This is a genomic window from Citromicrobium bathyomarinum (genome assembly GCF_038594485.1).
Taxonomy (GTDB): Bacteria; Pseudomonadota; Alphaproteobacteria; order Sphingomonadales; family Sphingomonadaceae; genus Alteriqipengyuania; species Alteriqipengyuania bathyomarina_A.
This window is the reverse complement of the sequence record NZ_JBCFZG010000001.1, coordinates 61,565-74,801: the sequence shown is the minus strand read 5'-3', so window position 1 is coordinate 74,801 and position 13,237 is coordinate 61,565. Positions and strand designations below refer to the sequence as shown.

Genomic DNA, 13,237 nt, shown 5'->3' with positions numbered 1-13,237 from the left:
GGTTCACGACAGGGAGGGCGGCATGGCCGACAGGTATATTGTTCCAAGGCGGCTCGACGATCCGGAGCTTATCGGTTTCTGGACCGTGGACGAGTTTGCGGGGATGCTGATCCCCTTCGCCTGGGGCATCCTCACGCAGCACATCATCCTCGGCACAGGCCTTTCGGTCATTGCCTGGTTCGGCCTGCGGAAGGCGAAGTCAGGCAACAAGGGCGCGAGACTGGTGCATGCTGCCTACTGGTACCTGCCGGGGTCATTCCTCGGGCTGAAAGCCACGCCGCCCTCCCATTGCCGCCTGCTCGCAGGCTGAGGGGAGAAGCAACCATGCAATCTGAATTCGCGCACGAACAGGCCCAGCGCCACCTCGCGCAGCGCAACCGCCTTGCCGCGCTTGCAGGCGTGCTCGGCGTCACCAGCCTGATTGGCATCGGCGCAGCTGTCACCAGCGACAAAGCGGTGGTGCTGGTCCCGATCACCGCCGAGACGCTCACCGTCTCGAGCGGGGGTGTGGACGCGCATTACCTTGAGCTCGTCACACGCGACACCGCGCTGATGCTCTTGAACCGTGCGCCCGAAAGCCTCGACTACTGGATGGAGCAGATCCTCAAAGTCGCCGATCCGGCAGCGCACGGCCGGCTCAAGGCCGAGCTCGTCGCCATCGTCGAGGAGCAGCGCGGCTCGGACATCAGCCAGGCCTTCGTCATCCGCGCGATGGAGGTCGACACAAAGGCGCTGACCTCGACGGTCAGCGGCACGCTCAAGACCTTTGTCGGCGCGCAGGTGATCGCGAGCCAGGAGCGCAGCTTCACATTCCGCTGGTCGCGGCGCGGCCTCACCCTCGCGCTGACCGGCTTTGAGCAGAATTCAACTCCAGAGGACCAGGACCAATGAACCTCCTCAGCAATCCCGCATCCGCCGCGCTTGCCGCAACCGGCCTCGCAATGTTCAGCGTAGGCGCTCGCCAACGCCGAGATGTCGCGCTCAAACTCGCAGGCCTGACCGCGCTCGGCCTTGCGCTCGTGCCAACGCCAGCGCTCGCCGACCAGTTCATCGAGGCAAGCGACGGCTCGACGATCGACTGCGAGCTGGCGCGCGGCGAGCTCACCCGCATCGCGCTGATCGAGGACGGCTTTGCCAATGTCTCGAAGATCGCCAGCGGTTTTCCCTACAACGATTTCCAGGTGACCCACGAGCCGGTGCGCGGCGACATCTATATCTCGGTCCCGCCGCAATATGCTTCGGACCGGATCAGCTTCTTCGCCACCAGTCAGGCTGGCCATGTCTACAAGTTCGCCTGCCGCCTCGGTGGAAGCGAAGCGACCCAGCTGTTCATCACCAACCCCGCGCTTGCGCGCAGCGAAGCCGAGGAATGGCAGGCAAGTGCAAGTCCGTCCGACAATGCCATCCGGCTTATCGAGGCCATGGCCAGCGACGCGGTCCTGCCCGGCTTTGCCGCGCGCGCCGAACTGTCGCGCCCGCGTCGCACCGGTACCATCGAAGTGCAGCAGGTCGCGCAATATGACGGCGCCGAGCTGACCGGCCAGCGCTTCCTGATCCGCAACCTGGGCGGCGAAGCACTGGACCTTGCCAGCGAACGCGAGGCTCCTGCTGGTGCACTCGCCTTTGCCTATGGCCGCGAGACGCTCGCTCCCGGCGAAGCGACCAGCGCCTTCCTGGTCTTTGCCGCAGGAGGGCTCGAGTGATGGCCGAAGCCGAGGACACCAGGGGCAAGACCGAAACCCGCCCGACCGAACACAAGGATTCTGGTCACAAGGATTCTGGGCGCAAGGATACGCGGCGCAACCTCAATGCGAATATCGCACAGCGGCAGAAGCTGCTGCTGGCAGGGATCGGAGGCGTTGCTCTGCTCGCTGGGGCCTGGTTCATCCTAGACGATGACGACAGCGCGTCGGCTGACAGCGAGAGCGTCGCCAGCATCGACACCGGCGGGCTCGTCAATCGCAACCTGTCGCAACGCGAGTTCGTCGCCACCTATGGCAATCGCCTCGATGCGCAGGGTCGCGCGATCAAGGACCTGCAGGACACCCAGCTCCCGCGCCCCGAGATCGAGCAGGAACTCGAAGCCCTGCGCGCCGAGAACGCGCGTATGATGAGCGATGGCCAGGTCGCGATCGATGCCATCTCGGCCGAGAATGCGGCACTCAGGACCGAACTCGAACGCTCGCGCGAAACAGCGCTGCCAGCACCCGCCATGCCGCCGCCTGCTTACGGACCCGGCGTGACACCGCCCGGCGAGAGCAATGGCAATGCTACCCCTGCTGCCGCGAGACCCGGCGGGCTCGACATGCTGACCTTCGGCGAGCGTACGCCAACAAGTGCGCGGCCCACTGCTGCCGAACGGTCGCCCGCGCTGATGCTCGAGGCAAGCCGCGATTACCTGCCTCCCAATTCCTATGCGCCCGCGCGCGTGATCGTCGGGGTCGATGCCTCGACCGGCGTTGCCAGCCAGACCGATCCGTTACCCGTGGTGCTACGGATCACCGGCCCGGCACGCTCGGTCATGCGCGGCAATGAACTGCTCTCGACCGATATCACCGGCTGCCTCGTCAATGGCGCGGCACGCGGCGATCTCTCTGCGGAAAAGGTCTATGTCCAGCTGGTACGCATGACCTGCGCCCAGCCAGGCGGTCGTTACGCGGTCTCCGAGGTCAAGGGCTTCATCGCCTTTGCCGGCAAGTCGGGCGTGCGCGGCCGTGTCGTCAGCCGCGAAGGTAGCCTCGTATCGCAGGCCTTGCTTGCCGGGATCGTCGGCGGGTTCGGCCGCGGCTTTTCCGCCAATGCCAACGGCGTGTTCACCGGCCAGGTCGGAGCCAACGGCCAGCGCGAGGCGCTCTCGCCAACCGACATCCTTGCCGGCGGCATCGGACAGGGCGCGGGCGAAGCGGCCGATACGGTCAGCCGCTACCTCATCGAACGCGCCGAACAATACCAACCAGTCGTCGAGATGCCGACCGGCATCGAGGTCGAGATCGTCTTTCTCGACGGCGTCCATGTCAGGAGCACACCCCAATGAAGTTTTCCGAGAACCAGCCCGGCCTCAAGGCCCGCCTCGCCCATGTCGCCATTGCGGCGAGCAGCGCAGCTGCGGTCCTGACCGTCGGGGTCAGCGCGGTCACCGCCATGCCCGCAACCGCACAGGATCTGGTGAGCGAAGTCGCCCAGGCCCTGCAACTGCGGTTGCCCAAGACGCCGATCGACGAGATCGCCTGCGACAAGTTCGGTCCCTGGTGCGAGGTCGTCTCGGGCGAGACGCTGTTCTATATCGACAAGAGCGCGCGCTACCTCCTGGTCGGGCGCCTCTACGACATGGAAGAGCGGCGCGATGTCACCGCTTCGCGGCTGCTCGAACTCAATCCCGACCTGATCGCGGCAGGCGCGGCGCGCGCCCAGCCCTCGGCAAACGAGAATGTCGCTGCCGCCAGTGCGCCCGCGACCGACAAGTTCGATCTTTCCACCCTGCCCGCCGAAGGGGCAATTCATTGGGGGAACAAAAAGGGTCCAAAGCTTATCGTCTTCTCCGATTTCCAGTGCGGCTATTGCCGCCGCCTGGTGGATGAACTCGGCAAGGCGGGTGTTTGGATCGAGGAGCGCCCCATCTCGATCCTCGGCTCTCAAAGCCGCCGTCTTGCCGAGACCGTGATCTGCGCGGGTGATCCCGCAGCTGCGCTGCACCAGGCCTATGAAGGGGCACTCGATCCGAGCGGTGCAAGCTGCGCGGAGACCCGCGGGCTTGATGCCAACGAAGCCTTCGCCCGTGCCAACGGCTTTGGCGGAACCCCGGTGATCATCCGGGCGAGCGATGGCGCAGTGCTCCACGGCTACCGCGATGCGGCCACGCTGCGCGAGTTTGCCGCTCATGCAAAGGAGCAGCGCAAGTGAGCGCGCTCTCGCATCTGCGCGCACCGGGCCTTGCCTTGCTCATGCTGACGGGCGGCTGCTCAACGCTGGGCGGCAATGTGTCAGGCGACTTTGCCTGCCGCGCGCCCGAAGGCTCATGCGCGCCGACGACGCTGATCGATGCGGCGGCCACGGGGATCGATGCGCAGCCGAGCGCGGCGGCGTTTCCGTCAGCAGCGCCCCCTAGCGCAGGTGGCCAGAGCCTGCGGATCGTGCTCGCCGCCCATCGCGACGAGGCTGGCCGCACCCACGAAGCACGCGTCGTCCATGTCACCCTGCCCGAACCGGCAACTGCCAGCTGGCGCGCGCCGCAGCGTACCGGCGAGGTTCTGCGCGCTATCGGCAGTTCGATCGAAGCATCCAACGGGGTGCGATCGAACGCTTCCACCAACACCACCGAGCACATGCCGGACGTGCTGCTTCCCCCCTGGCAGCCCGTTCCGGCAGAGCCCGGCGCTGATGCGCCGGCAACAGGGGCACCCGGCGCCGAGCAGGCGGCCCGCGTCCGGGTGCCCCACCCTCTTCAATCCCATGGAGACGAGGAATGAACTTCTCCTTTGCTGCTGCGCGCGACGCGCTCATGGCAGGCCTGTTCGCCGATACCGACCGCGCCGAGAAAGACGCTGCGCATTTCGCGCTCGACATGCTCTCGGACTGGCTACCCTACCGCGTCTATGACGAACGCGCGGGGCTCTATCGCAACCGCGCCTCGAAAGGCTTCGTGCTCGAAGTGACCCCGCTCGTCGGCGCGGACGAGCGCACCGGCGAGATCCTCGGGCAGTTCTTCTCCGAGGGCCTGCCGCCCGGTGCCTGCCTGCAGGTGCTCAACTTCGCCTCGCCCAGGATCGGCAATGTCGTCGGCCCGTGGTTCGCCTTGCGCTACGAACAGGGCGGGATCTACGAAGCGATTGCCCGCGCACGCACAAGCCGCCTTTACGATCTCGTCTGGCAATCGGGAAGCGCGCATGCGCCATTCCATGCCCGCAGCAGCCGCTTGGTCGTCTCCTTGGGCGTGCCGGTGCCCGGCAGCATCAGCGATGCCGAGCTCACCGAATGCCGCGAAGGCCTGCTCGGCATGCTCCATTCACTCGGCCTCCACGCCGCGCCGCTAGAACCGGCAGGCCTCCTCGCGCTGATTGACGAGCTGACTTCGCCCACCACGGCGCGCGAGCCCGACCGGATCGACTGGAACCCCCACGAGACATTGGATGTCCAGGCCATCCGCCGCGATATCGAACTCGAAGTCGAAGACGACCGGCTGATCTTGCGCACCGAACGCTTCCGCGAGACTGGGCGCGACCGGCAGGGCGTGCCACAGGTCGGTGAATGCTATCCCGACCGCTTTGACCTTCGCCACTTTGCCTTCCGCACCGCGCCCGAACGCTGGGCGCCGTGGGAATGCGCGCGGCTGATCGGCGACATGTTCACCGACAAGCTGCGCTTCCCCTGTCCTGCTGCGACCATGCTCTGCCTTGTCTATCCCGACCAGGAAGCAGCTGCCGCGCGTGCGGGCTACAAGTTCATGCGCACGACCAGCCTTGCCGATACCAAGAGCGCGCGCTTCCTGCCGCGCCTTGGCGAACAGTCTTCCGAATGGAAGCACGTCCAGGCCGAGCTCCAGGAAGGCAAGAAGCTGGTAAAGCTCTTCTACGGGCTCACCACCTATTCACCGCTCGGCGAAGGCGACGCGCACGAGCGGGTGGTGAAAGCCATCTACAAGGCGGCAGGCTGGGATCTTGCCGACGAACGCTTCCTGCAATTGCAGGGTCTGGTCGCGGCCTTTCCGCTCAGTCTTGCCGATGGGCTTGCTGCCGACATGACGCGCCTCAAACGCCTTCGCACCATGCTTTCGACCACGGCCGCCAATATCGCCCCGATGCAGGGCGAGTACTTGGGCGGCCCCGTCCCGCACTTGTTGCTCGTTGGCCGCCGCGGCCAGCCCTTCTTCTGGTCGCCCTTCGAGAATGGCGCGGGCAACCACAATATCGCCATCTGCGGCAAGTCGGGCTCTGGCAAGTCGGTGCTGCTGCAGGAACTCTGCGCCGCCCTGCGCGGTGCGGGCGCCAAGGTTGTCGTCATCGATGACGGGAGGAGTTTCGAGCATTCGGTGAAGCTCCAAGGCGGACGCTTCGTCGAGTTTACGCTCGCCTCGGGTTTTTCCTTGAACCCCTTCTCGCTGATCGACGACGCCCGCGCAGAGATCGACGAGGATTACCGCCTCGATTGCTTCGCCATGGTGAAAGCAATCGTCGGGCAGATGGCGCGGCCAAGCACCGCGCCGTCGGACACCGAGCGCGGCCTGATCGACAAGGCGATCTCGCAGGTCTGGGCGAGCCTCGGCAGTGGCGGATCGATCGACGATGTCGCCCATGCCTTGCACGAAGGCGAGAACGAGACCGGCAAGGAACTTGCACTCGCCATCGCGCCCTTCTGCCGTGGCGGCAGCTATGCCGGGTTCTTTTCCGGGAAAGCGAGCTTTGCTTTCGACGACGATTTCACAGTCTTCGAGATGAGCGATCTCGCAAGCCGCGAGGAGCTTCGGAGCGTGGTCCTTTCGGCGATCATGTTCATGACCGGCCAGGCGATGACGCGCTCATCGCGGTCAACCAAGAAGCTGCTGCTGATCGACGAGGCCTGGGCCATGCTCAAGGGCGGATCGATGGGCGAGTTCGTCGAGACCTATGCCCGCACCGCGCGCAAATATGGCGGCGCGCTCGCCACCGCGACCCAGTCGCTCAATGACTATTACAAGTCGGACGGCGCGCGTGCCGCGCTCGAGAACAGCGACTGGATGCTGGTGCTCCAGCAGAAGCCCGAGACCATCGCCGACTTCCGCAAGGAAGCGCGGCTCGACATGGACGACCGCACCGAGACCTTGATCCGCAGTCTCAAGCGCTCGGGGTCCGAATATAGCGAGCTCTATATCAAGGGACCCGAGGTCGAGGCCGTTGGAAGGCTCGTGCTCGATCCGCTCTCGGCGACGATCTTCTCCTCCGATCCCGACACCTACGCCGCGATCCATGGCCATGTCGAAAGCGGTATGCCGCTCGACAAGGCCATCGCGCTCGTCGCTGGCCGCCCTGACGTTCTTGGGGGAGAGGCATGATGTGCATGCATGTCGAAACCATGCTCGACCGGATCGAGCACGGCAATCTTCCTAAGCCCCGGATCGCGATCAAGCCCATGGTGCAAGGCACCTGTCTGGTGCTGATCGAGACGGCGGGTTTTACCGCAAGCACGCTGTTGATCGTGCTCGGCCTGCCGCTGTTCGTCTTCCTGTTCCTCGCCGGATGGGATCTTGCGCTGCTGTTCGCGCAGCTCGGCAATCTCGCCGACCACTATGCCAGTGCCGAGCCGCCCGCGCGCATTGCCTTCAGCCGCGACCTGCAGGTGGCATTCCTGGTCCTTGCGGGCGGGTTCACGCTGCTGCGCCTGCCAAGCTTCATCCGGCGTCTTTGCACCAAATTCGAGCGGGAGATGCCGCATGACTGAGCAAGCTTCCCTGCGCCCGCTGGCGCTGAAAATCTCCGCCACGCTCGCTCTTGCAGCCGTGCTGCTCTGGGCGGGCTGGATCACGCGCGCGTTGTTCGTGGACGAGCCGCCCCGGATCGTCACCGTCCGGCTTGCCGAGACGATCGGCCACTTCATTGACGAGGCCGCGCGCGCCGATGCCGATCCCGCCACTGTCCAGGCAGCAAGCCTTGCCTATCTCCAGGCCGCCGAGCTGGCGGTCGCTGACATGGGCAAGGACGGGCGCGTGGTGCTGGTCGCCGAAGCCGTGCTTGCGGGCGCTGCCGAAGACGCAACCCCCGAACTCGAAACCCGCATCGCCGCAAGGCTCGAGGTGGAGGCGCAGCCATGAGGCACTTCTTCAACTGGAAGCGCGTCGGCCTGCTGTGCGGCCTCGTCGCGCTGCCGCTCGCCTGGGCGCCGATCGACGCTTTCAGCAAGAGCCATGCCTTCCTCATCAATGCGAGCCCGAGCCTCCCCAACTGGGCATTCTGGCTCGAAAAGGCAGCGCCCATCGAGCGCGGCAGCCTCATTTTCTTCAAGCCGCCCGCAAGCGCACTCGTTGCGAAGCATTTCGGGGAGGACCCGCAAATGTTCGGCAAGAAGGTGATTGGCCTGCCCGGCGATGTGGTGAGCCATGAGGGCATGGATGTGTTCGTCAACGGGAAGCAGGTCGCCACGCGGCTAGGCCGGACCCGGCTCGGCATCACGCTAACGCGCGGCCCCGCAGGACCAGTGCCGGAAAACTGCTTCTATGTCGGAACCGATCATCCGCGCGGCTTCGACAGCCGCTACGGCGAGATCGGCTTTGTCTGCCGGGGCCAGATCCTCGGCAGCGGAAAGGCGATCCTGTGATGCGCCGCGCCCTACTCATTCTCGCCCTCGCGCTCGCCTTGCCCGCGACCGTCCATGCCCGCGACTACGGCAAGCGCGGCACCGTCTTTCCGGTGGTGGAACGCGACCTCCTCGAACAGATCCAGTCGCGGCTCGTGGCGATGGAAGCCACAGGCGAGACCGCACGGCTCAACGAAGAACTGAAGCGCCGCACGCTCGCGCGGGTCGAGCGCCCTTCGCCCGTCGCCGGGATTGCGCGCGCCAGCGAAAGCCGCTCGTGGACCTTCGATCCGACAATTGCGCTGCAGCAGGATATCAGGGGCGCGCGCGGCGAGCTCATCCACGCCGCCGGGACGCGCGTCAATCCGCTCGACAGCGTCTCCCTGCGTGCCGATCTCCTCTTCCTCGACGGCGACGATGCCGAACAGCTCGCCTGGGCGCTGCGCCAGCAAGGCCAGCCCAAGCTGATCCTTGTGAGCGGAGCGCCGCTGCAGCTGATGCGCGCGCGCCAGCGGCGGTTTTATTTCGACCAGCAGGGCACGCTCACCTCGCGCTTCGGCATTACGGCGGTCCCTGCGCGCGTGCGACAGCAAGGCCGCCAGCTTGAAGTCAGCGAAATCGCGCTGCCAAACAAGGCGGAGGCTGGTCGATGAGCACCTTGCGCAAACTCCTTGCCGCCATGCTCGCGATAGTCTCGCTGGCGCTCGCCACGCCTGCCGCTGCGGGCGGCGAACCAGGCAAATGCACCGGCAGCTTCGTCAACCCGATCACCGATATCTGCTGGTCGTGCCTGTTCCCGATCTCGATCGGTGCACTCGATATCTGGCCTTCGAACCGTCCCGATCCCGACAATCCCGACTTGCCCTTGTGCCTGTGCGGTATTCGCCCCGGCATCGCCATGGGCTTCTGGGAGCCGGTGCGTCTCGCTGATGTCAGCATGAAGCCCTGGTGCTTCGTCAACCTCGGCGGCACCAAGCTCGACCCTGGTTTCGATATCGGTTTCCGCTCGATTTCCGGTCCTTCGGCGATTGGCGGGGCAAGCCAGTATTATTCGAGCTGGCACGTCCACTGGTACGCCTATCCGCTGATCTACTGGATGGAGATCGTCGCCGACTTCCTGTGCCTGGAACCGGGTTCGATCGACATTCTCTACATCTCCGAGATCGATCCGCTGTGGCAGGATTCAGAACTCACCGCGATCATCAACCCCGAAGCCGTGCTGTTTGCCAATCCGCTGGCGCTCGCCGCCTGCGCGGCCGACTGCGCCGCATCGACCGCCAACCTGCCGCTCGACGAGATGTTTTGGTGCGCCGGCTGCCAGGGTTCGATGTACCCGATGAACGGCAATGTCTCGGCCTCGATCGGCCACGTGCAGGCTTCACGGCTCGTGCTCTCGCGCTTTGCCTACAAGCTCCACCGCGAACTTGTCTCCTGGGGAACGATGGGAAGCGCCGGGCTTTGCGGCAAGTACCTCATGCCGGTGATGAGGAAGCAGCAATACCGCTTCCAGATGACCAACCCCAATCCGGCGACCTCGGGCCGCTACGCCTGCCCGCCGATTGGCGCCTCCACCACGCTCCAGGAACCCGGACAGGTCATTCCCGCCATCGGCGAGGACATGGGCTATCTCGTCTGGCGAAAGAGGAATTGCTGCGCGCTATGAAACACACCTTTCCCCTACTCGTCGCCATTGCGCTCCTGACCGCCGCCGGCTTTGCCGCCGTCGCGGCGCAGGACACCGATCCAGAGCTTGATCTCGAAGAGATCCGAGCGCGGGCCAATGAGTTCACCGAAGATGCCAAGGCGCTTGCGACCAGTGTGCGCAATCGCGCCGAGACGCTGGTCGAGGATGCGCGGACAACGCAGAGCGAGGCGAAAGCCAATCGCGCCGCCTATTTCGCGAGCGTCGGAGCAGAAAGCTCGGGCGAGGTGCTCGATTTCGATGCCATGGTGCGCGAACAGGCCGCTGCCGAGCGCAGCACAATGGGCACCAGCCCGCGTTTCATCGCCTTTGCCTCGCTTTCCATGCCAGAAGCTTCATTGAAGGCCCTGGTACAGGACATGGCGCGCGCGGGCGGTGTCACCGTGCTGCGCGGCTTTCCCGAAGGCAATGCCGATCTCTTCAAGCGGCGCCTGGCGTCGATCTGGAGCGATGGCAGCGAGACAGGTGCGCTCGGGATCGATCCGCGGCTGTTCCGCGCCTTCGATATCGAGGCCGCACCGAGTTTCGTCATGCTCGGCGGCGATTTCAGCCCTTGCGACGGCTTCGATTGCACCAGCCATGTGCCCCCGCACGACCGCCTCGCGGGAAATGTGAGCGTTGCCTACGTCCTCGAGACTTTCGCCGGAGGCGGCGGTCCCGGGGCCACTGCCGCTCGCCATCGCCTCACCCAGCTTGAAGGAACCCGGCCATGAAACTGGCACCAATCCTCGCCTGCCTGCTGGCCCTCGCCTTGCCGGGAAGTGCATTATCCCAATCGCCCGATGCCGCGCGCGCCGATGGCAAGGAAACCGCGCGCGAGCTTCTCGAGACCGCACGAAGCAGTGCTTCTGCGCCGGTCGATGCCAATCGCCTGCCCAATTTTGATCCGGCAGGCGTGCAGGGCCTCGAGACGCTGGCCGACGATCCCGACCGGATCGATAACAATTCGCGAAGCGCGGCACAGGTCCACGAAGGCTATCGGGCGATGGAAGAAAGCCTCGCGCGCCGCGCGCGGTTTGATCCCAGCGAAATCGAGGCGGTGATCGCGCGCGCGGGCGCGATCAGCGATGCCCCGCTCGACTATACCAGCGGAATGGCCATCGGCGGCAGCCAGGGCCAGTGCGTTGAACTGCCGCCGGGTTCGGCCTCGGCAGGCACATACATCGCCACCTGCAACAGCGGAACCTCGGGCGAACTGGTCGATGCCAGCTGCACAGCGAGCCTCGTGCCGGAAGTCACGACGACCAGCGAATTCGACTACTATTGCCTGCCGAACAATGCGCCCGATGACGGCAAGTGGTCGTGCACGAACTATACTGGCGGTAGCTGCTATCTCTACCAGACCGCTTTCATCCATTGCGCGAGCCTGCCACAATTCTCGAGCATCCCGTGCCGCGGGCAGAACATGATCGAGGTGCATCGCTTCCGCTGCGGCGAGCAGATCGGTGGCTTCGCGCCTGACGATGTGACCACCACCCGGACGGTCGATGTGCGGCTCGACGACAGCCAGTGCCTGCCGCTTGCCCAGGCCTCTACCTGCTCACAGGTCACCGAGACCTGCACCGATGCCAGCCCTCAGACGCGGGTGGTCGATGGCGTCTCGATCACCCGCAGCTGCTGGGAATGGCAGCGCGACTACCAGTGCCTCGACACAGTGTCGGGCAAGGACTGCGGCGAAATCGAAGCCAATTCCGAATGCCGGTTCCTCCGCGAGGAATGTCTCACCGACGAGACGCCCTGCCAGACCAGCGAGCGGCTTTACGAGTGCGCCTTGCCGCCCGATGGCTCGGCACCTGCGCAATATATCTGCGATGGCGACGTCTATTGCATCGACGGCTCGTGCGAGACCATCGAGCGGACCGCCAATGACGAGTTCAAGGATGCCGTCGTTGCCTTGAACGCGATGAACCAGGCGCGCGGCGAATTCGATCCCGACACGCTCACGCTCTTTACCGGCACGCGCAACACCTGCTCGTCCAAGGTCTTCGGCATTCTCAACTGCTGCAAGGGCAAAGGCTTCCCGCTTATTCCGGGGATCGGCCTGCTGGTGGCGCTGGGCTGCGACCGCGAGGAAGTGCTGCTTCACGAGCGCGATGCGCAGGGCCTTTGCGCCTATGTCGGCACCTATTGCTCGGACAAGTTCCTCGGAGTCTGCCTCACCAAGCGCAAGGCCTATTGCTGCTTTGAGTCGACGCTCTCGCGCATCCTCCAAGAACAGGGCCGTGCACAGCTGCCCAAGCCCTGGGACGCGCCCAAAGAAGAAGCCTGCGAAGGCTTCACGCTCGACGAGTTCGCGCAGCTGGACCTCAGCCAGATGGATTTCTCCGAAGTCTATGCCGAGTTCACCGAGGCGGCACGCCTGCCCAACGAACTCGAAACCAGCGTGCTGATCCAGCAGAAAATCGAAGACTACTATGCAAGGAGCAACCCGTGATGCGCCGTGCCGCCCATTCCATCCGCCTCGCGCTGGTGCTGTCGTTGACCGTGCTTACTTCCGCCAATGCAGCCATCGCGCAGGAAAGTCGGCCCAGCGTCAGTACTGCTGACACGCTCTACTGCCAGGAGCGGCAGCTCGGATATTGGTTCTACTGCATCGACCCCGATCCGGAGCCGCGCGAGGACGAGGCAACCTCGATCCCGACGGCAAGCGCGGCTGAAGAACTCGACGCCATAACCGGCGAGCTGCGCGAGTTGAAAGCCCAGGCGATCCTCTATCCCACGCCTGCAAACGTCACCGCCTATATCCGCTTCCAGCGCGAACAACTCGACCGCGCCTCGCTCTTTTCCGATGTCTGGCAGCGCGCGCTCTGGCAGGATCCCGCGCTCGATTATACGCTCGAACGCCCGGTCGGCGCGCTCGCCAAAAGGCAATGGCAGGACGCGCGCGCTGCCGAGCGCGACGTGGTCATGGCGCGGCTGTCACAGCGTTACGGCCTGTTCTATTTCTTCGCCCAGACCTGCGGCGCCTGCGAGGTCATGAGCCCGATCGTCAAATCGGTCGCGGAGCGGTGGCGCATCACCGTGCGCGCCATCTCGACCGATGGCGGACCCTCGCGCCACTTCCCGAACTACACCGTCGAAAATGGCCAGCGCCCGCGCATGGGCCTCGAGCCCGGCATCACCCCTGCGGTCGTCCTGTGGGACAGCGAGACCCGCCGCCCGATCCCGATTGGCTACGGCGTGCTCTCGGCCGACGAACTGCAGGACCGCATCTACCTCCTCACCACCAGGGAAGCCGGCCATGACTACTAGGATCGGAAAATTAGCACTCAC

General features: G+C 65.1%; 15 protein-coding genes. All 15 read left to right on the top strand.

The features are described from left to right. Positions 1–22: 22 nt before the first annotated feature. Genes traL through AAG591_RS00270 form a run of 15 tightly spaced genes read left to right on the top strand, consistent with a single transcriptional unit; the run spans position 23 to position 13,216 of the window. Positions 23–310 (top strand): type IV conjugative transfer system protein TraL, encoded by a 288-nt coding sequence (gene traL, locus AAG591_RS00340; RefSeq protein ID WP_342528947.1) that lies wholly within the window; start codon positions 23–25, stop codon positions 308–310. Positions 311–324: 14 nt separating this feature from the next. Next, positions 325–891 (top strand): type IV conjugative transfer system protein TraE, encoded by a 567-nt coding sequence (locus AAG591_RS00335; RefSeq protein ID WP_342528946.1) that lies wholly within the window; start codon positions 325–327, stop codon positions 889–891. After that, a complete protein-coding gene (locus AAG591_RS00330; RefSeq protein ID WP_342528945.1) occupies positions 888–1,703 on the top strand; it encodes a type-F conjugative transfer system secretin TraK in 816 nt (271 codons plus the stop codon). The genes AAG591_RS00335 and AAG591_RS00330 overlap by 4 nt, the downstream gene beginning before the upstream one ends. Continuing rightward, positions 1,703–3,034, top strand: a complete 1,332-nt coding sequence (locus AAG591_RS00325) for a TraB/VirB10 family protein (RefSeq protein ID WP_342528944.1) — start codon at positions 1,703–1,705, stop codon at positions 3,032–3,034. Before AAG591_RS00330 ends, AAG591_RS00325 begins: the two co-directional genes overlap by 1 nt. Then, positions 3,031–3,900: a DsbC family protein gene (locus AAG591_RS00320; RefSeq protein WP_342528943.1), complete on the top strand. Its 870-nt coding sequence runs from the start codon at positions 3,031–3,033 to the stop codon at positions 3,898–3,900. The genes AAG591_RS00325 and AAG591_RS00320 overlap by 4 nt, the downstream gene beginning before the upstream one ends. Then, a complete protein-coding gene (locus AAG591_RS00315) occupies positions 3,897–4,466 on the top strand; it encodes a hypothetical protein (RefSeq protein ID WP_239806614.1) in 570 nt (189 codons plus the stop codon). The genes AAG591_RS00320 and AAG591_RS00315 overlap by 4 nt, the downstream gene beginning before the upstream one ends. Continuing rightward, complete coding sequence (traC, locus tag AAG591_RS00310) at positions 4,463–7,024, top strand: type IV secretion system protein TraC (RefSeq protein WP_239806613.1); 2,562 nt, start codon at positions 4,463–4,465, stop codon at positions 7,022–7,024. Before AAG591_RS00315 ends, traC begins: the two co-directional genes overlap by 4 nt. Beyond that, entirely contained in the window at positions 7,021–7,410 is a 390-nt protein-coding gene (locus tag AAG591_RS00305) for a hypothetical protein (protein ID WP_342528942.1), read from the top strand. The genes traC and AAG591_RS00305 overlap by 4 nt, the downstream gene beginning before the upstream one ends. After that, positions 7,403–7,780, top strand: a complete 378-nt coding sequence (locus AAG591_RS00300) for a TrbI F-type domain-containing protein (protein WP_342528941.1) — start codon at positions 7,403–7,405, stop codon at positions 7,778–7,780. The genes AAG591_RS00305 and AAG591_RS00300 overlap by 8 nt, the downstream gene beginning before the upstream one ends. Then, positions 7,777–8,283 (top strand): S26 family signal peptidase, encoded by a 507-nt coding sequence (locus tag AAG591_RS00295; RefSeq protein WP_342528940.1) that lies wholly within the window; start codon positions 7,777–7,779, stop codon positions 8,281–8,283. Before AAG591_RS00300 ends, AAG591_RS00295 begins: the two co-directional genes overlap by 4 nt. Further along, a complete protein-coding gene (traW, locus tag AAG591_RS00290) occupies positions 8,283–8,915 on the top strand; it encodes a type-F conjugative transfer system protein TraW (RefSeq protein WP_342528939.1) in 633 nt (210 codons plus the stop codon). The genes AAG591_RS00295 and traW overlap by 1 nt, the downstream gene beginning before the upstream one ends. Continuing rightward, on the top strand, positions 8,912–9,925 hold the full coding sequence (gene traU / locus AAG591_RS00285; RefSeq protein ID WP_342528938.1) for a conjugal transfer pilus assembly protein TraU: 1,014 nt from the start codon (positions 8,912–8,914) through the stop codon (positions 9,923–9,925). Before traW ends, traU begins: the two co-directional genes overlap by 4 nt. Next, positions 9,922–10,677 carry a type-F conjugative transfer system pilin assembly protein TrbC gene (gene trbC, locus AAG591_RS00280; protein ID WP_342528937.1) on the top strand — a complete coding sequence of 252 codons (756 nt, stop codon included), beginning with the start codon at positions 9,922–9,924 and terminating at the stop codon, positions 10,675–10,677. The genes traU and trbC overlap by 4 nt, the downstream gene beginning before the upstream one ends. After that, a complete protein-coding gene (locus AAG591_RS00275) occupies positions 10,674–12,398 on the top strand; it encodes a conjugal transfer protein TraN (RefSeq protein WP_342528936.1) in 1,725 nt (574 codons plus the stop codon). The genes trbC and AAG591_RS00275 overlap by 4 nt, the downstream gene beginning before the upstream one ends. After that, positions 12,398–13,216 carry a conjugal transfer protein TraF gene (locus AAG591_RS00270; protein ID WP_299310186.1) on the top strand — a complete coding sequence of 273 codons (819 nt, stop codon included), beginning with the start codon at positions 12,398–12,400 and terminating at the stop codon, positions 13,214–13,216. The genes AAG591_RS00275 and AAG591_RS00270 overlap by 1 nt, the downstream gene beginning before the upstream one ends. Positions 13,217–13,237: the final 21 nt, after the last annotated feature.